13 protein-coding genes and 4 tRNA genes are annotated in these 17,542 nt (G+C 56.6%); 9 read left to right on the forward strand and 8 right to left on the reverse strand.

The window, feature by feature from the left end; translation table 11 throughout:
* Nucleotide 1: 1 nt before the first annotated feature.
* The 3 genes from GPM19_RS04990 to GPM19_RS05000 all read right to left on the reverse strand — a co-directional run bounded on the left by GPM19_RS04990 (nucleotide 2) and on the right by GPM19_RS05000 (nucleotide 3,123).
* Complete coding sequence (locus GPM19_RS04990) at nucleotides 2–1,573, reverse strand: bifunctional GNAT family N-acetyltransferase/carbon-nitrogen hydrolase family protein (RefSeq protein WP_160417791.1); 1,572 nt, start codon at nucleotides 1,571–1,573, stop codon at nucleotides 2–4.
* Nucleotides 1,574–1,757: 184 nt separating this feature from the next.
* Nucleotides 1,758–2,072: a hypothetical protein gene (locus GPM19_RS04995; RefSeq protein ID WP_160417792.1), complete on the reverse strand. Its 315-nt coding sequence runs from the start codon at nucleotides 2,070–2,072 to the stop codon at nucleotides 1,758–1,760.
* 142 nt (nucleotides 2,073–2,214) lie between these two features.
* On the reverse strand, nucleotides 2,215–3,123 hold the full coding sequence (locus GPM19_RS05000; protein WP_160417793.1) for a DMT family transporter: 909 nt from the start codon (nucleotides 3,121–3,123) through the stop codon (nucleotides 2,215–2,217).
* A 140-nt stretch (nucleotides 3,124–3,263) separates the two neighbouring features.
* Between GPM19_RS05000 and GPM19_RS05005 the strand changes: the two genes are divergently transcribed.
* The 5 genes from GPM19_RS05005 to GPM19_RS05025 all read left to right on the forward strand — a co-directional run bounded on the left by GPM19_RS05005 (nucleotide 3,264) and on the right by GPM19_RS05025 (nucleotide 11,500).
* On the forward strand, nucleotides 3,264–5,285 hold the full coding sequence (locus GPM19_RS05005; protein WP_160417794.1) for an NADPH-dependent 2,4-dienoyl-CoA reductase: 2,022 nt from the start codon (nucleotides 3,264–3,266) through the stop codon (nucleotides 5,283–5,285).
* A gap of 136 nt (nucleotides 5,286–5,421) precedes the next feature.
* Nucleotides 5,422–6,465, forward strand: a complete 1,044-nt coding sequence (locus tag GPM19_RS05010) for a threonine aldolase family protein (RefSeq protein ID WP_160417795.1) — start codon at nucleotides 5,422–5,424, stop codon at nucleotides 6,463–6,465.
* Nucleotides 6,466–6,684: 219 nt separating this feature from the next.
* Complete coding sequence (locus GPM19_RS05015) at nucleotides 6,685–8,607, forward strand: PrkA family serine protein kinase (RefSeq protein WP_160417796.1); 1,923 nt, start codon at nucleotides 6,685–6,687, stop codon at nucleotides 8,605–8,607.
* A gap of 18 nt (nucleotides 8,608–8,625) precedes the next feature.
* Nucleotides 8,626–9,912, forward strand: coding sequence for a YeaH/YhbH family protein (locus GPM19_RS05020; RefSeq protein WP_160417797.1), 1,287 nt, complete (start codon nucleotides 8,626–8,628; stop codon nucleotides 9,910–9,912).
* A 22-nt stretch (nucleotides 9,913–9,934) separates the two neighbouring features.
* Complete coding sequence (locus GPM19_RS05025; RefSeq protein ID WP_160417798.1) at nucleotides 9,935–11,500, forward strand: SpoVR family protein; 1,566 nt, start codon at nucleotides 9,935–9,937, stop codon at nucleotides 11,498–11,500.
* 116 nt (nucleotides 11,501–11,616) lie between these two features.
* On the opposite strand, the gene GPM19_RS05030 is transcribed toward GPM19_RS05025, so the two are convergent.
* Nucleotides 11,617–11,931 (reverse strand): high-potential iron-sulfur protein, encoded by a 315-nt coding sequence (locus GPM19_RS05030; protein ID WP_160417799.1) that lies wholly within the window; start codon nucleotides 11,929–11,931, stop codon nucleotides 11,617–11,619.
* A 240-nt stretch (nucleotides 11,932–12,171) separates the two neighbouring features.
* Here GPM19_RS05030 and GPM19_RS05035 point away from each other — a divergent pair, with 240 nt between their 5' ends.
* Nucleotides 12,172–12,447 (forward strand): Lrp/AsnC family transcriptional regulator, encoded by a 276-nt coding sequence (locus GPM19_RS05035; RefSeq protein WP_114486176.1) that lies wholly within the window; start codon nucleotides 12,172–12,174, stop codon nucleotides 12,445–12,447.
* A 62-nt stretch (nucleotides 12,448–12,509) separates the two neighbouring features.
* The gene (locus GPM19_RS05040; protein WP_227842164.1) at nucleotides 12,510–13,370 is read left to right on the forward strand and encodes a DNA/RNA non-specific endonuclease; all 861 of its coding nucleotides are present in this window, start codon (nucleotides 12,510–12,512) and stop codon (nucleotides 13,368–13,370) included.
* Nucleotides 13,371–13,546: 176 nt separating this feature from the next.
* On the opposite strand, the gene GPM19_RS05045 is transcribed toward GPM19_RS05040, so the two are convergent.
* The 4 genes from GPM19_RS05045 to GPM19_RS05060 form a co-directional block, all read right to left on the reverse strand.
* A tRNA-Leu gene (locus tag GPM19_RS05045) sits at nucleotides 13,547–13,633 on the reverse strand.
* 44 nt (nucleotides 13,634–13,677) lie between these two features.
* Nucleotides 13,678–13,764 (reverse strand) — tRNA-Leu (locus tag GPM19_RS05050).
* A gap of 44 nt (nucleotides 13,765–13,808) precedes the next feature.
* Nucleotides 13,809–13,895 (reverse strand) — tRNA-Leu (locus tag GPM19_RS05055).
* Between the two features lie 113 nt (nucleotides 13,896–14,008).
* Nucleotides 14,009–14,095, reverse strand: a tRNA-Leu gene (locus GPM19_RS05060).
* Nucleotides 14,096–14,372: 277 nt separating this feature from the next.
* On the opposite strand from GPM19_RS05060, the gene rnr reads away from it, so the two are divergent.
* Nucleotides 14,373–16,739, forward strand: a complete 2,367-nt coding sequence (rnr, locus tag GPM19_RS05065; protein WP_160417800.1) for a ribonuclease R — start codon at nucleotides 14,373–14,375, stop codon at nucleotides 16,737–16,739.
* Nucleotides 16,740–16,742: 3 nt separating this feature from the next.
* On the forward strand, nucleotides 16,743–17,528 hold the full coding sequence (rlmB, locus tag GPM19_RS05070) for a 23S rRNA (guanosine(2251)-2'-O)-methyltransferase RlmB (RefSeq protein ID WP_160417801.1): 786 nt from the start codon (nucleotides 16,743–16,745) through the stop codon (nucleotides 17,526–17,528).
* Nucleotides 17,529–17,542 lie beyond the last annotated feature (14 nt).

Raw genomic sequence — 17,542 nt, forward strand, 5'->3', positions numbered from 1 at the left:
GTTACTGGTCGTCGAGATTGGCCCCGGACTTCCACGACCAGTCACGCCAGCGCAGATCGAACAGATCCTTGCGGCGATCCTTCAGGTTGGTCACCGAGCCTTCGGCCCGCACCACAGTCAGGCGGGTAAGATCCAGATCCGAGAAGAAGATCATTTCGGTGTTGGGGGTGGTTTCCGCCAATACCGCATCGTGGGGAAAGGCGAAATCCGATGGCGAAAATACCGCTGACTGGGCGTACTGGATATCCAGATTTTCGATTGACGGCAAGTTACCCACGCTGCCGCATAGCACCACGTAACATTCATTTTCAATGGCGCGCGCCTGAGCACAGTGACGCACACGCAGATAGCCGTTCTTGGTGTCGGTCCAGAAGGGCACAAACAGGATGTCCATGTCCTGGTCGGCGAGCAGACGGCTGATCTCGGGGAATTCCACGTCATAACAGATGGTAATCCCCACGCGCCCGGCGTCGGTGTCGAAGACCCTCAGTTCATCGCCACCTTCGATCACCCAGTCGCGTCGTTCCTGCGGGGTGATATGCAATTTGGCTTGGCGTTCAACGTTACCGTCGCGATGGAACAGATAGGCGATGTTGTAGAGACGGTCGTCGTCGCCTACTTCGATCATCGAACCGCCAATAATGTTGATGTTGTAGGAGATCGCCATGCGCGAAAGTTCAGTCTTGAAGCGTTCGGTGAAGCCGGCCAGAAAGCGGATGGCCCCCAGTTGGTCCTGTTGGGCGGAACGGTCTTGCAGCCCCATCAGCGGGGCGTTGAACAGCTCGGGGAAAACGGCAAAATCGCTCTGGTAATCGGACAGAGCATCGACGAAGTATTCAATCTGTTGCAATGCCGCTTCGACCGAGGCGAACTCACGCATTTGCCACTGCACCGCGCCCACGCGCACCTGAGTGGGGCGAGTTTCGAGTACGCTTTCGGCGGGCTCGTACAGAATGTTATTCCACTCGAGCAGGGTGGCATAACCCCGCGACTGTTCATCTTCCGGCAGGTACTTGTGCAACAGGCGCTTGACCTGAAAGCCGTTGGCCAGTTGGAAGGAGAGAATCGGGTCGTAGATTTCCTTGCGCGAGACTTTTTCTATGTACTCGGCGGGGGAAAGTGAGTCGGAGTGCTGGTGATAGCCGGGAATCCGCCCGCCGGCGAGAATCGCACGCAGATTCAGTGAGCGGCATAGCTCCTTGCGCGCTTCGTATAAACGCCGTCCGAGACGATAGCCGCGATAGTCGGGGTGAATCAGTACATCCAGCCCATACATGGCGTCGCCATCCTCGTCGTTGAGGATGATTTCGCGGTGGCCGATCAAGTCGTCGTACTTGTGCGGATTGGAAAAGTCGTCGTAATCCACCTGCACGGTCAGGGCCACGCCGATCAGCTTGCCTTCGTCTTCGATGGCGATCTGGCCGTCGGGAAATTCCTGGATCAGCTTGTCGATGGTGCGTTTGGGCCAGGCGCCCCCGATGTCATGATAGACGGCATCCATCAGAGCCTTGAGCGGCTCGTAATCTTCGGGGGTCAGGTTGCGCAGATTGAGATGCAGTTCTTCGAGGGACATTACTCACCCCTTTTTCGAAAATAGATCGACCATCCTAACATGTCGCATCCCTTCGACCGGAAGCCCGTTGGCACTCTTTACCCGTTACGGCTCCCCAGCTTTACGCATTACAGTCTTAGCTTTACGCAACAAAAAGCCCCGGCGGCCGGGGCTTTCTCGCATTGCAGGGGGTTAGCATTAAAGATCAATCATCGGGATCATTGGCCGAATCCACGCCGCTATCCGGTACTACCTCCCCATTCTCTACCTTGCTTTGGGGATCGATCATGGCGTCGTCAGGGTCATTCGCGCTATCGACGCCACCTTCTGGATCGAGCACAGGCTCGTCGGGGTTCACTTCACCACGAGCCTCGGGATCATAAGGGACGTCGGTAGGATCATTGGCCGAATCCACACCACCGTTCGGGTCGATGTCTTCACCGGGCTGCTCTGCAACCGCCATGCCTGACAATAAACTGAATGTGCCAACCAGTGCCGCAGCCTTGAGGATATGTTTCATGACAACCTCGTATCGTTTGGGTTAAGGGGCATTAGCATCCATTCATTATAGTGACGACTTTTTTTGGATGATGATGTAAACCTAGCTGGCTTATCTGGCTTTTCAAGTATTGTTGCATCATCAAGAAAGAGACGTTTCCTCATCAAGACAGAGACTCTCGGGTTCGAGGCAGGCGGTTCAGTGGCTGGGTCAGCAGTTGCGCCATGATTACGCCGGCAAGTATTAACAGGCCACCGACGAGATGGAAGCCGGCCACGATTTCGCCAAGAAATGCCATGGCAATCAAGGCGCTGAACAACGGCATCAAGTTGATGAAGATGCTCGCCTGGTTGGCACCTATCTGGCGTACCGCCCGCATCCACAGGAAGGTGGTAATGATGGAAGCCGGGATGCCGGCATACAGGATCAAACCGATATTAGCGGTACTGACGGGCGTCATCGGGCCGAGAAGATAGCCTGGCAGCAAGAAGAGTACGGCAAAGCACACCTGGGCATACAGCATTACCCAGGGTGGCAGTGCCATCGGCCAGCGTTTCAGCATCACTCCATACAGGGCGTAGCAGCTGGCGGCCACTACCATCAGCGCATCACCGAATGCCACTTCAAAGTGCAGCAACGAAAGCGGGTTGCCACGCCCCAGCAGCACCGTTACCCCGATAAATGCCACTATCCCACCGGCGATGCCGCCAAGCGTCGGTGCGACACGCAGGATCAGGGCGCTCAGCAGTACGGTGAGAAGGGGTACCATGGCGGCCAGGATGCCCATGTTGGTCGCGCTGGTGGTTTCCGCCGCCACGTAGGCCAACCCTTGCCACAAGCCCATGCCGAGCAAGCCGAGAAAAGCCAGTTTCGGCCACTGGCGGCCGAGTTCTTCCCGGTGACGCCATACTGCCGGCAGCACGAAGGGCGTCATGACGGCAAGGGCCAACACCCAGCGCAGAAAGGCGATACTGGTGGGAGCAATGGCACCGACGCTGAGCTGGTTGATGGTCATGTTGCCCGACCAGATCAGTACGGTGGCCAGGGGGACCAGAAAGTAGATCAACGGCATGGGATGTTCCTGTTGGCAAGCTTGGCAGGGGCTGTACGTCACACTCAGGATGGCATACGCTTGTTTGAATTTCGATTGGACGCTACCAGTATCGACTGGTTACTTCGATTGGTTACTCTACTAACAAAAGAGACTCTATCATGTCGCAAGCGTCTGCCTACCCCCATCTGTTTCGTCCTTTGAATGTCGGGCATCTGACACTGCCCAATCGTATTCTCATGGGCTCGATGCATACCAATCTGGAGGAGGTGCCGGAAGGCTTCGAGCGCTTGGCGGTGTTCTATGCCGAGCGGGTGCGCCATGGGGTGAGCCTTATCGTAACCGGGGGTATCGCCCCTAATCGGGAAGGTGCGGTATTCGAGAACGCCAATGCCTTGATAGATAACGATCAGCTGCCGCCTCATCAAGAGATGGTCAAGGCGGTACATGAGGCCGGAGGCTACATTTGCATGCAGATATTGCATGCCGGTCGTTATGCTTATTCTCCGGATCTGGTGGCGCCTTCGGCGCTTCAGGCGCCGATAAACCCCTTCATGCCGCGCGCCTTGAGCACCCAGGAAGTTGAGCAACAAGTCGATGATTACGTGCGCTGCGCCGCCCTTGCCCGGGAAGCCGGTTACGATGGTGTGGAAGTCATGGGGTCGGAAGGCTATCTGATCAACGAATTCATCTGTCCGCGTACCAATCACCGCGAAGATCAATGGGGCGGAAGTTTCACCAATCGCATCCGCTTCGCCGTGGAAATCGTGCGGCGAATTCGCGAGACGGTCGGCAAGGATTTTCTAATCATCTTTCGCCTTTCGATGATCGACCTGGTGGCGGATGGCAGCACCTGGGAAGAGGTAATCGCCCTAGGGCGGGCCATTGAAGCGGCCGGTGCCGACGTAATCAATACCGGTATCGGCTGGCACGAAGCCCGGATACCCACCATCGTCACCAGTGTGCCGCGTGCGGCGTTTACGCAAGTCACGCAGCGCCTGAAAGCTGAGCTTTCCATTCCCCTGATCACCACCAACCGTATCAACATGCCGGAAACCGCTGAGCGGGTATTGGCGCAAGGCCATGCCGACATGGTGTCCATGGCGCGCCCGTTTCTCGCCGACCCGGCCTGGGTGGAAAAGGCCCAGGCGGGCAAGTCGCAGGAAATCAATACCTGTATCGCCTGCAATCAGGCCTGTCTGGATCATACCTTTGCCGGCAAGTTGACCTCCTGTCTGGTCAATCCGCGTGCCTGCCATGAAACGGAGTTGATGATTGAGCCGGCGAGCCGGATCAAGCGAGTGGCGGTGGTGGGTGGCGGCCCGGCGGGACTGGCGACGGCGGTAACGGCCGCCGGCCGTGGTCACGAGGTGGTGCTGTTCGAGCAAAACGCCGAGCTTGGCGGGCAGTTCAACTACGCGCGCAAAATTCCCGGCAAGGAGGAGTTTTCCGAAACCCTGCGCTATTACCGGGTGATGCTCGACAAATACGCTGTGGAAGTGCGTTTGAACACACAGGCCGATACCCAGATGCTGAGAGACTTCGATGAGGTGATACTGGCTACCGGGGTGCGCCCTCGCGAGCTGGCCTTGCCCGGCAGTGACCACCCCAGCGTGCTGAGTTATGCTCAAGCGATCACCCACCCCGAACGCGTGGGTCGGCGTGTGGCGGTGATCGGTGCCGGTGGCATCGGTTTCGATGTCTCGGAACTGCTTTCGCATCAGGGCCACCCGACGCTGGATGTCGACGCCTGGTGCGATGAATGGGGCGTCGACCTGGACGTTTCGTCGAGAGGTGGGCTGAAGGCCCCGCAACCGCCTGAGGTGCCGCGAGAAATCACCATGCTCCAGCGCAAGGCTTCCAAGCCGGGCAAGTATCTGGGCAAGACCACGGGCTGGGTGCACCGCGTTTCTCTCAAGCAACGGGGCGTCACCACCCTGGCGGGCTGTGACTACCTCAAGATCGATGACCAGGGGCTGCATATACGCCAGGATGAGATTGCCCGGGTATTGACGGTTGACAGCATTGTGGTATGTGCCGGGCAGGAGTCGGTACGTGAATTGTTGGCACCATTGAATGCGGAAGGTGTCGCGGTGCATATCATTGGCGGCGCCGATGAGGCCGCCGAGCTTGATGCCAAACGCGCCATCGAACAAGGCACGCGTCTGGCGGCAGCGCTGTAGTCTGCCGGGTGACGCTCGAAGGAAAGGGCGATAAGGTGACGTATCCGGCCAAGCGGTTATCCCGTCTTGGCCGTCCATGGCGCCGGTGGCACCCGGCTGGCGCCGCGACTACGCTTGCCTACAAGGACTTTTACTCATGACTTCGGAGTGCACTCCGCGCTTTCTTGCCAGCGACAACACTTCCGGCATCTGCCCGGAAGCGATGGAATACCTGCTCAAAGCCAACCAGACGGACGATCTGGCCTATGGCAATGATCACTGGACGGCTCGGGCGGCGGATCGTTTTCGTGAATTATTCGACTATGATTGCGAAGTGTTTTTCGTTTTCAACGGTACCGCAGCCAACTCCCTGGTGCTTTCAGCCATGGCGCGCAGTTATCACAGCGTGATCTGTCATGAACTGGCGCATATCGAAACTGATGAGTGCGGGGGACCGGAATTCTTCTCCAATGGGTCCAAGCTGCTTACTGCACCGGGCCCCAACGGCAAGTTGACCCCGGAAGGCATCGAGGCGCTGGTCACTAAGCGCAACGACATTCACTACCCGAAACCGAAAGTCATTTCGCTGACGCAACCCACCGAAGTGGGCACGCTTTATTCGCGTGAGGAATTGCTGGCCATAAGGGCGGTTGCCGACAAGTACGACCTGCGCCTGCACATGGATGGTGCCCGTTTCGCCAATGCCTGTGCCAGTTTGAACGTCACCCCGGCGGAATTGACCTGGCAGGTAGGGATAGACGCCCTGTGTTTTTCCGGAACCAAGAACGGCCTGGCCTTCGGGGAAGCCATCCTGTTCTTCAACCGTGACCTGGCCGAAGATTTTGCCTGGCGTTGCAAGCAGGCAGGCCAATTGGCCTCCAAGATGCGTTTCGTGGCGGCGCCTTGGCTAGGGCTGCTGGAAAGTGGCGCCTGGCGCACCAATGCGCAACACGCCAATGCCATGGCAAGTTATCTGGCCGAAGGGCTGAGCGCCTTGCCAGGCATATCCCTGATGTTTCCCACCCAGGCCAACAGTGTGTTCGTGGAATTGCCGCCGGCGGTGATCGAGTTTCTGCGCCAGCGTGGCTGGACGTTCTATACGTTCATTGGGGCCGGTGGGGTGCGTTTTGTGTGTGCCTGGAATACCACCACTGCGCTGCTTGATAACTTGATTGCCGATATTCAAACCGCCCTGAGCTGATCCTTCCTCGCCTTCTCCGTTTGCTGCTCTGTTCAAATCTTCTGCTTTCAACGCAACCAATTTCCTTTCAGGCTTTCTTAGAATAGAACGAATAAAACAAAATTGGGTTGCGTTGAAGCGACCATCATCGTTATTGCTAATGCTGACTACGCTGATAGAAGAGGTACCTCGCGTTAGCCGACGCGTCGTATCGCCGAGGTTGGGCCAGAGGAGGCATCAATGAGCATCTTTGACCACGTTCAAAATCGTTTTTCCCGTGTTCAGCAAGAAGACATGAGCCTGCAGGAGTACTTGGAGTTGTGCCGGCGCGATGCGTCTGCGTATGCCAGCGCTTCAGAGCGGATGCTTGAGGCCATAGGCGAGCCCGAAGTGATCGATACCGCCAAGGATCCGCGCCTCTCGCGGATTTTCTCCAACAAGGTGATTCGTCGCTATCCGGCGTTCGCGGAATTTCATGGAATGGAAGAAGCCATCGAGCAGATCGTGGCGTATTTTCGTCATGCTGCTCAAGGACTCGAGGAACGTAAGCAGATTCTCTACCTGCTGGGGCCGGTGGGTGGGGGTAAGTCATCACTGGCGGAACGCTTGAAGCTGTTGATGGAGCGTATTCCGTTCTATGCCATCAAGGGCTCTCCGGTGTATGAGTCGCCTTTGGGCCTGTTTTCTCCCGAGGAAGATGGCGAGCTGCTGGAAAAGGAATACGGTATTCCGCAGCGCTACCTGAAAAGCGTGATGTCGCCCTGGGCGGCCAAGCGGCTCAAGGAGTACGGTGGGGATATTTCCGAATTCCGCGTGGTGCGCCTGTACCCCTCGCGGCTGCATCAGATTGCCATTTCCAAGACCGAGCCCGGTGACGAGAACAACCAGGATATTTCCTCTCTGGTGGGTAAGGTGGATATCCGTCAACTGGAACTTTATTCCCAGGATGACCCCGATGCCTACAGCTTCTCTGGCGGGCTGTGTCGCGCCAACCAGGGGCTGATGGAATTCGTCGAGATGTTCAAGGCGCCTATCAAGGTGCTGCATCCATTGCTGACCGCCACTCAGGAAGGCAACTACAATCCCACCGAAGGGATGGGGGCGATTCCCTTCAACGGTATCGTCCTGGCTCACTCCAACGAGTCCGAGTGGCAGGCATTTCGTAACAACCGTAACAACGAGGCATTTCTCGACCGGGTGTATATCGTCAAGGTGCCTTATTGCCTGCGCGTTTCCGAGGAGATCAAGATCTACGAGAAGCTGCTCGAAGATTCCTCCTTGAATGCAGCGCCCTGCGCGCCGGACACCCTGCGCATGTTGTCTCAGTTCTCGGTGCTTTCACGGCTCAATGTGCCGGAAAACTCGAATCTTTTTTCCAAGATGCGCGTCTATGACGGCGAAAACCTGAAAGACACCGACCCACGCGCCAAGTCGATCCAGGAATACCGTGATGCAGCGGGTGTGGATGAAGGCATGCAGGGGCTTTCCACGCGCTTTGCATTCAAGATTCTCTCCAAGGTATTCAACTTCGATGGCACCGAGGTAGCGGCCAACCCGGTGCATCTGCTGTATGTGCTGGAACAGGCACTCGAGCGTGAGCAGCTGCCCAGTGAAGTCCATGAGCGTTATCTGGGCTTTATCAAGGAGTTTCTGGCCCCGCGCTACGTCGATTTCATCGGCAAGGAGATCCAGACCGCCTATCTTGAATCCTATAGCGAATACGGCCAGAACATCTTTGACCGCTACGTCATCTATGCCGATTTCTGGATTCAGGATCAGGAATACCGGGACCCGGAAACCGGTGCGCTGCTCGACCGTCAGTCGCTCAACGAAGAGCTGGAAAAGATCGAGAAACCGGCGGGTATTTCCAATCCCAAGGACTTTCGTCATGAGGTGGTCAACTTTGTGCTGCGGGCGCGTGCTCAGAACAATGGCATGAACCCCAGCTGGCAGTCTTATGAAAAACTTAAAGGGGTGATCGAACACAAGATGTTCGCCAATACCGAAGAGCTTCTGCCAGTGATCTCGTTCAATGCCAAGGCGTCGACATCGGATCAGCGCAAGCATGAGGATTTCGTGGCGCGCATGGTGGACCGCGGATATACCGAGAAGCAGGTGCGTTTGCTGTCGGAGTGGTATCTGCGAGTGCGTAAATCTCAGTGAGCCTTGCCGGGAGGTCACATGACCTATTTCATCGATCGAAGGCCCAATGCCAAGCACAAGAGCGCTGTGAATCGGCAGCGCTTTCTGGAGCGTTATCGTAAGCATATCAAGCGCTCCGTGGAAGAATCGGTCAACCGACGCTCGATCACTGACATGGAGCGTGGCGAAAAGATTTCGATACCCACGAAGGATATTTCCGAACCGGTGTTTCAACATGGCCAGGGTGGTTCGCGCTCGATCGTGGCGCCGGGTAACAAGGAGTTTCTCGAAGGCGACCGGATACAACGCCCCAAGGGGCAGGGCGGCCAGGGAGGAGGCCAAGGCGATGCCTCCAACCAAGGTGAAGGCATGGACGAATTCGCCTTCACCTTGAGCCGAGAGGAGTTTCTGGAGTTCGTCTTCGATGGTCTGGAACTTCCGCATTTGCAGCGCAAGCCGCTCAAGTCCCTGGATGAAGTGAAAATGGTACGGGCCGGCTTGAGCCGTGACGGTGTACCTTCACGTATCAGTATTACCCGCTCGATGCGAGAAGCCTATGCCCGGCGGATTGCCTTGCGCGCGCCGATCCGGCGTGCCTTGAAGAAAGCTCAGGAGGCGCTGCAAGCGGAAGAGCGCAAGGATTCCGTGTTACGTAATCCGGCGCGAATCATCGAACTCAAAGCGGAAATCGAGCGGCTGGAAAAACGCCTTGAGGCAATACCGTTCATCGACACCTATGACTTGCGTTACCACCAGCTCAGCGCTCAGCCGCAGCCGTCAAGTCAGGCGGTGATCTTTTGCGTCATGGATGTGTCGGGCTCGATGACGCAAAACCACAAGGATATCGCCAAGCGCTTTTTCCTGCTGTTGTATCTGTTCCTGGAGAAGCACTACGAGAAAGTCGAACTGGTCTTCGTGCGCCACCATACGGCGGCGCGGGAAGTGGGCGAGGAGGAATTCTTCTACTCACGCGAAACCGGCGGGACCATCGTTTCCAGCGCCTTGAGGTTGGTCGACAAGATCATCGAGGCGCGCTATCCCCCCGGGAAGTGGAACCTCTATGTGGCCCAGGCCAGCGATGGGGATAACTGGGACGATGATTCGGATGTCTGTCGGGAACTGCTGCTCAAGAAACTGATGCCGCAACTGCAATATTTTGCCTACGTGGAAATCACCCCGCATGAGCATCAATCCCTGTGGCAGGAGTACGAGGCAGTGGCTGAGGTGTTTTCCGACCGCTTCGCCATGCGCCAGATCGTCGAAGCCGGAGACATTTATCCGGTGTTTCGCGAGCTGTTCAAGCGTCGGCTCAGCCAGAGACAGTGAGACGACACTCAAGGAGTGCGCCATGAATGACAAACGCCGTCCAATTGCCAGCGGCTCTGACTGGAACTTCGCCATACTCCAGCGTTTCGATACGGAACTTGCGTGTCTGGCGGATGAATACCGCCTGGATACTTATCCCAACCAGATCGAAGTCATCACCACTGAACAGATGATGGATGCCTACGCCAGCGTAGGCATGCCGGTGGGCTATCATCATTGGTCGTTCGGCAAGCAGTTTCTGGCCGTGGAACAGGCCTACCGGCGGGGCCAGATGGGCCTGGCCTATGAGCTGGTGATCAATTCCGACCCCTGCATCGCCTATCTCATGGAAGAGAACACCCTGATGATGCAGGTGCTGGTCATGGCCCATGCCTGTTATGGGCATAATTCCTTCTTCAAGGGCAATTATCTATTCCGGGCCTGGACGGATGCCGAATCGATCGTCGACTATCTGGTATTCGCCCGCAAGTACATTGCCCAGTGCGAAGAGCGCCACGGGGTCCAGGCCGTGGAACAGCTGCTGGATGCGTGTCACGCCTTGCAGAACTACGGTGTGGATCGCTATAAGCGGCCATCGCCGATTTCGGCAGAAGAAGAAATACGTCGCCAAGATGAACGGGAAACCTATCTCCAGACTCAGGTCAATATGCTCTGGCGGACTATTCCTGAACCCCCGCGCGGTGATGCGTCGCTAGCGGGTGGCATGAGCCCGGAAAACGATCCGCTGGGATTACATGCCACTGGCCGGTATCCTTCTGAGCCACAGGAGAACCTGCTGTATTTCATCGAGAAAAATGCGCCACTGCTGGCGCCTTGGCAGCGCGAGATCGTACGTATCGTACGCAAGTTGGCCCAGTATTTTTATCCCCAGCGCCAGACCCAGGTGATGAATGAAGGCTGGGCATGCTTCTGGCATTACACTTTGATGAACCGGCTATACGACGATGGCTTAGTTGACGAAGGATTGATGCTGGAGTTTCTTCAGTCGCACTCAGCGGTTATCCATCAACCCGATTTCGATAGTCCCAATTTCAGCGGCATTAACCCTTACGCGCTGGGATTTGCCATCTTTACCGACATAAAACGTATCTGTGTGTCGCCAACCGAGGAAGACAGGGAGTGGTTTCCGGATATGGCGGGAAGCTCATGGCGCGAATCGGTGGAATTTGCCATGCGTAACTTCAAGGATGAATCTTTTATTCAGCAGTTTCTATCTCCCAAAGTGATGCGCGACCTGAAGCTCTTTCTGGTAGTGGACGATGACCAGGAGGAAACCCTGGAAGTGGGCGCCATTCACAATGAGCGTGGCTATCGGCGTGTGCGCGAAGCCTTGGCCATGCAATACGCGCTTTCGGTCCGTGAGCCCAATGTTCAGATAGTCGAGGCGGATATTCGAGGGGATCGTTCCTTGACGCTGCATCATGTCCAGGATGCACGGCGCCCGCTAGGACGGAGTGTCTACCCGGTAATGCGCCATCTGCATCAGTTATGGGGCTTTCCGGTCAGGCTTGACTCCTTTGAAGCGGAGCGTGTTACTCGACGGTACCATTGGCCGATAGAAGGGGAGGAGGTTCAGGCCGGTCGTTGAGCTCATCTACAGGAAGTAGATGGAGCTGCTATACAGAATTGCTACACAGACAATTGTCCCGCGTCTAAACGCGGGACAAAGGTACAGTTGCTTAAGATGCTTCAGGCAGAAACAGATTACATCTGAGCAGTCCAGGACTGGCACCAGCCCTGGGGTTCTACGCTGTTTTGCGGGAATAGCTGGCAACCTTCATTCTCTTCCACGAAGAACATGCAGTTATTGCAAAATTCGCCTTCGCTGTAGGCCGGATGATCGCTGGCTTCGCTGGCCACTTCGACATAATTCAGGGCTTGGGCGTTACTGGAGGAAGGGTCCAGGCGAGGTAATGTTTGGGCAAAGGCGGCCTTGGAAAGGATGCCGGCGCCCAGTGGCAAGGCGGCAAGGCCCATAAGGCTGTTACGCATGAACTTGCGACGGCTTTGATTAGCCATGGTGTCTCCTTAAACGTCACGGTCTGACGTATGGTCACGATTGATAGGGTGGTTTGCCCACCTCTTACTCCGATAACATCTGAACAACGGAGTCCCGGAACCTATGCTAGCGGAAGGCGACACGGTCTGCGAATACCTGTTTCAACCCAGCGACAATTAGTCACGGCCTGGGGCGAGTGCTGTGGCAAACAGAGGTGGGTGTTATACTCGCTGCGCATTTCTTTTTATGAAGGGTTCGTCATGCAAAATGCTGTCATCTTGATCAACACCGAGAAAGGCCAGGTGAAAGCGGTAGCCGAGCGCCTGGCGGACGTCGAAGGCATCAGCGAGGTCTATTCCACTTGTGGACGTTACGATCTGGTGGCCATTGCCCGGACCCGTGACTTTGAAAGCCTCGCGGAGTTGGTGACGGAACGTCTCAATGCCGTGGAAGGCGTGAGTGACACTGAAACCTTGAATGCAATGCAGGTGCATTCCCGCCACGATCTGGAAACCATGTTCTCCCTGGGCTGGTAACAATTATCGGATAAAAAAAGCTGTTGTTGGATAGAACAAACCGCCAAGCGGAGAAATCGATCTTGCGTAACTCACTATCTCGTTGGCGCCGCCGGGGCCGCAACCTCGGTGTTTCGCTGTTATTCGTGGTAATGGCATCGGGGTTATGGCATTTCCAGGAGCGCCAGTACCGCGATGACTACAACTGGATGGGCACGCCGACCTGGGAGTCTTTGCATCCCACCACCTTTCATCGTGTATTGCGTAATGACGGCTTTCTGGTGGGTTGGTCGGATGTCCGGGTCAACGCTCTTTGGGTCAGCTATCAGCTACATGCCGTGGAAGATGCGCGCATTGGCGCGCGACCGACTTTCCAGGCGGATTGGCGCACGCTATGGCCGATTGGCACCAACGAATATTCTGGCAGTGGTTACGATCGTGGGCACTTGGCGCCAAATTACGCGATCGCCGCGGTGCACGGGCGTGCAGCGCAGTTGCATACCTTTCGCATGAGCAATATGGCACCGCAGCGCCCCGACCTCAATCGGCAGCTATGGCAGCGACTGGAAGAGTCGGTGATGGATCATTTCGCCCCGCGTTTCGAGCAGTTGCAGGTGATTACCGGGCCGGTATTTCCGGAATCCTTCATGGATAACGTCTTCAATCGTGTCGGCCTGGTGGAAATTCCCGAAGCCTTCTACAAGATTATCGTGGCGCCTCACGCCGAAGCGCCGCAGGCATTGGCGTTCATCATGCCTCAGACCGCACGTGGTAATGAGCCGTTGGACGATTATCTGGTGAGTATCGATCAGGTAGAGGCACGTACCGGTTTGGACTTCTTCCCCAATCTGCCTCAGGACGTTGAGCAACGTCTGGAAAGCCGCATCGAGACGGACGGCTGGGCGTTGGAAGAGGTAGCCAAACGGCCGGGACGGTTTCAGTAGATAACGGATTGCTTGAAGGTCAATATAAACAGTGGCTAATACAGCAAAAAATTGGCGCGACAAGCGGGACTATACGGTTGGGACTATATGGTATGACTGGATGGTACGATGGGAAGATGACGCAGAAAGAAGGGGAAATAATAAGAAATGATGCGGTTGGACGGTACCATGAAGCATGGTGCCCAGGAGAGGACTTGAACCTCCACGTCCATACGGACACTAGCACCTGAAGCTAGCGCGTCTACCAATTCCGCCACCTGGGCGCATCATGTTGCTGCTTTTTCGATGTGATCGGTTGTGTTCGGTATGGTGCCCAGGAGAGGACTTGAACCTCCACGTCCATACGGACACTAGCACCTGAAGCTAGCGCGTCTACCAATTCCGCCACCTGGGCGCATCATGTTGCTGCTTTTTCGATGTGATCGGTTGTGTTCGGTATGGTGCCCAGGAGAGGACTTGAACCTCCACGTCCATACGGACACTAGCACCTGAAGCTAGCGCGTCTACCAATTCCGCCACCTGGGCGAACACAAGCCTGCCTACATTTTATGCGACTGTCTTCAAGTACAGCCTTCACTACTTCACCTCGCTGTGACCGAGGTAACCAGACATTCTTGAATAATATACTCAAAAACTAATGGTGCCCAGAAGAGGACTTGAACCTCCACGTCCATACGGACACTAGCACCTGAAGCTAGCGCGTCTACCAATTCCGCCATCTGGGCAAGTGGCGCGTATATTACCCGCCTGGTAATGGAATGCAAGCCTTTGACGGCGTTTTTTCTTGCCCTACAGGCGATAAACAGCAAGGAAGATGGTTGGGTCATTCAAACAGCGGCGCTATACTGCGGGCATGACCAATCATAGACTTGTTTTTTCCGACACATTCGCTGCTGGAACCTTGTGCATGCGACGCTTGGCGTCCGCGCTCCATCATCACTTCTCTTTAGAGCACCTGCTTCTAAATACTCTTCCCCTGCCGCCGCTGAGGATGCCGAAAGCATGACGCAATGGACTTTACGTGACGATCCGCACGCCGAACGCGAAGCGCATAAGTACGACAAACCCGCGCCTAGTCGCGAATATCTTCTAGCTGCGCTTGAAGAGTACGGCAAACCTATTACCCACGAAAACATGAGCCGGATGCTGGGCCTTGAAGATGAAGATCTTCAAGAAGCAGTACGTCGTCGCATGGCCGCCATGGAGCGTGACGGCCAGGTGCTACGCAATCGCCGCAATGCCTATGCCTTGATCGATAAGCTGGACTTGATCAAGGGTAAGGTGCTGGGCCATCGAGATGGCTTCGGTTTTCTGGTGCGCGATGACGGCAAGAAGCCCGACCTGGTGTTGCAGTCGCGGCAAATGCGTCGCGTCTTCCATGGCGACCATGTCCTGGCACGTGTCACCGGACGTGACCGCCGCGGGCGTGACGAGGCCACCATTTCCGAGGTGCTGACACGCAACACCCAGACAATCGTGGGCGTGTATCGGGCCAATACGCCTGAATTCGGCATCCTGATTCCCGAGAACCCTCGTGTCACCCAGGAAGTGATCATTCCTCACAGTGCCTGTGGTGGTGCCCAGGACGGGCAGGTGATTTCAGCCAAAATCGTCAAACAGCCAGAAACGCGCGTGCAGCCGGTAGGGGAAGTCGTCGAAGTACTGGGCGAACGCATGGACCCCGGCATGGAAATCGATATTGCGATTCGCAGTTACGATATTCCTGCCGAGTTTCCACCAGAGGTGCTGGATCAGATTGCTGGTATCTCGGCGGAAGTCGTAGAAGCCGACAAGGCCCACCGTATCGACCTGCGGGATACGCCGCTGGTGACCATCGATGATGAGTCGGCAAAAGACTTCGACGATGCGGTCTGCGCCTGGAAGACCAAGTCGGGCAGCTGGAAATTGCTGGTGGCGATTGCCGACGTTTCGCATTACGTTCGGCCGAGTGCAGCGCTGGATGAAGAAGCGCGTACACGTGGCACCTCGGTATACTTTCCGGGCCAGGTCGTGCCGATGCTTCCGGAGCTTCTTTCCAACGGTCTGTGTTCACTGAACCCGCATGTCGACCGTCTGGTGCTGGTCTGCGAAATGAATATTTCCAAGACAGGCACCATCAGCCGTCACCGCTTTTATGAGGCGGTAATGCGCTCTCATGCGCGCCTGACCTATAACAAGGTGGCGGCGATGCTCGATGAGTCGAGCAAAGAGGGCGAGGCGCTGCGTAACGAGCATTCCTCCTTGGTCAAGCCGATCAAGAACCTGCATGAGCTTTACAAGCTGCTCCGTCAGGCACGTGAAGAGCGTGGGGCGATCGATTTCGAGACCACCGAAACCGCGATCATCTTCAATGAAGAGCGCAAGATCGAAAAAATCGTGCCGCGCTCACGCAACGATGCTCACAAGGTAATCGAGGAATGCATGCTCGCGGCCAACGTGGCCACGGCACGCTTTCTCGACAAGCATGACCTCCCGGCGCTTTACCGCATTCATGAGCGTCCCGCTCCGGAGCGCCTCGACAAGCTGCGCCTGTTTCTCAATGAATTGGGGCTTTCCCTGGGCGGCGGCGACGAGCCCACCCCTCAGGACTACCGTACTTTGGCGGAGACGATCAAGGGTCGGCCGGATTTCGATATCATTCAAACCGTGATGTTGCGCTCGATGAGTCGTGCCGTGTATTCACCGCAGAATGACGGCCACTTCGGCCTGGCGTATCCCGCCTATGCTCACTTCACCTCACCGATCCGGCGTTATCCGGATCTGTTGGTTCACCGCGCCATTCGTTCGGTGATTCGCGGGCCACGCCAGACCAATACGGTGCTGCGTGCCGAAGGCGCGCCGGTCGAGCCGCCAAGTAAATGGTGTCCTTATACGTTCGAGCAGATGGTCGAGCTGGGTGAGCACTGTTCGATGGCCGAACGTCGCGCTGACGATGCCACCCGTGATGTCGAAGACTGGCTCAAGTGCGAGTTCATGTCCGACAAGCTGGGTGAAGTCTTTGAAGGGACCATCGCCACGGTGACCCAGTTCGGGCTTTTCGTGCGCCTGGATGAATTCTATGTGGAAGGGCTGGTGCACGTCACATCGCTGCCATCTGACTATTACCACTACGAAGCCGAAAAACATCGACTCAAGGGTGAGCGGACCGGTTCGAGCTATCGCTTGGGTGATGGCCTCACGGTGCAGGTCGCGCGTGTGGACATGGATGATCGTAAGATCGACTTCGCCCTGGAAAATGACAAGCCACGTCCTAAGCGTCAGCCGCGCAAAAGCCGCTCGGCGGACAAGAAGGAAGGCACCCATAATAGCGGTGAGGGTGCACGGCGAACTCGCCGCGGGCCACGCAAGACGTCACCCAAGAAGGGGTAAGTAATGAAACCGGCGTCTTCTCGTCAGCATCTCAAGGTGCCGAATGGCCTTGAGCTGGTATTTGGTGTGCATGCGCTGCGCAGCCTGCTCGATCGTGGTGAAGCTCCCCGTGAATTATGGGTGCAGCAAGGGGCGGGCACGCGCCTTGCGGCTCTAGTGGACGAAGCTCAATCCAAGGGAGCATTGGTCAAGGAACGGCCCCGCGAAGTGCTCGACCAACTGACCCAGGGCGGTGCCCATCAGGGTGTGGCGGCGTTCTGCTCGCCTTTGACACCCGAAGGCGAAGAGTCGTTGTGGCTCAAGTTGCGCGCCTGGCGGGCACCACAGCCGCCATTGTTTCTGGTGCTCGATGGTGTGACCGACGTGCATAACTTCGGTGCTTGCCTGCGCAGTGCCGATGCAGCCGGTGCGCATGGGGTGATCGTGGCCAAGGACAAGGCCGCTCCGCTCAATGCCACCGTACGCAAGGTGGCCTGCGGTGCTGCTGAAGTGGTGCCGGTCTATCAGGTCACCAATCTGGCGCGCACCCTGGCCAAGCTCAAGGTCGAAGGTGTATGGATTACCGGTACCGCCGGGGAAGCCGAATCCAGCATCTATCAGATCGACTTCACCGGCCCTGTCGCCCTGGTGATGGGCGCCGAAGGCAAGGGCATGCGCCGCTTGACCCGCGAAGCCTGCGATAATCTCGCCAAGCTGCCCATGGCGGGGCAGGTGTCGAGCCTGAATGTTTCGGTGGCCACGGGTATCTGCCTGTTTGAGGCGGTGCGCCAACGACAGCTTGCAAGTTAGTCGCTGCGCCCCTA

Source organism: Vreelandella zhuhanensis (assembly GCF_009793355.1).
GTDB lineage: Bacteria > Pseudomonadota > Gammaproteobacteria > Pseudomonadales > Halomonadaceae > Vreelandella > Vreelandella zhuhanensis.

Excerpts from the sequence above, each read along its gene's own strand:
- GPM19_RS04990 (WP_160417791.1), bottom strand. The coding sequence starts at position 1,573 with ATGTCCCTCGAAGAACTGCATCTCAATCTGCGCAACCTGACCCCCGAA.
- GPM19_RS05000 (WP_160417793.1), bottom strand. The coding sequence starts at position 3,123 with ATGCCGTTGATCTACTTTCTGGTCCCCCTGGCCACCGTACTGATCTGG.
- GPM19_RS04995 (WP_160417792.1), bottom strand. The coding sequence starts at position 2,072 with ATGAAACATATCCTCAAGGCTGCGGCACTGGTTGGCACATTCAGTTTA.
- rlmB (WP_160417801.1), top strand. The coding sequence starts at position 16,743 with ATGAAACCGGCGTCTTCTCGTCAGCATCTCAAGGTGCCGAATGGCCTT.
- GPM19_RS05035 (WP_114486176.1), top strand. The coding sequence starts at position 12,172 with ATGCAAAATGCTGTCATCTTGATCAACACCGAGAAAGGCCAGGTGAAA.
- GPM19_RS05030 (WP_160417799.1), bottom strand. The coding sequence starts at position 11,931 with ATGGCTAATCAAAGCCGTCGCAAGTTCATGCGTAACAGCCTTATGGGC.
- GPM19_RS05025 (WP_160417798.1), top strand. The coding sequence starts at position 9,935 with ATGAATGACAAACGCCGTCCAATTGCCAGCGGCTCTGACTGGAACTTC.
- GPM19_RS05020 (WP_160417797.1), top strand. The coding sequence starts at position 8,626 with ATGACCTATTTCATCGATCGAAGGCCCAATGCCAAGCACAAGAGCGCT.
- GPM19_RS05005 (WP_160417794.1), top strand. The coding sequence starts at position 3,264 with ATGTCGCAAGCGTCTGCCTACCCCCATCTGTTTCGTCCTTTGAATGTC.
- GPM19_RS05015 (WP_160417796.1), top strand. The coding sequence starts at position 6,685 with ATGAGCATCTTTGACCACGTTCAAAATCGTTTTTCCCGTGTTCAGCAA.
- GPM19_RS05010 (WP_160417795.1), top strand. The coding sequence starts at position 5,422 with ATGACTTCGGAGTGCACTCCGCGCTTTCTTGCCAGCGACAACACTTCC.
- rnr (WP_160417800.1), top strand. The coding sequence starts at position 14,373 with ATGACGCAATGGACTTTACGTGACGATCCGCACGCCGAACGCGAAGCG.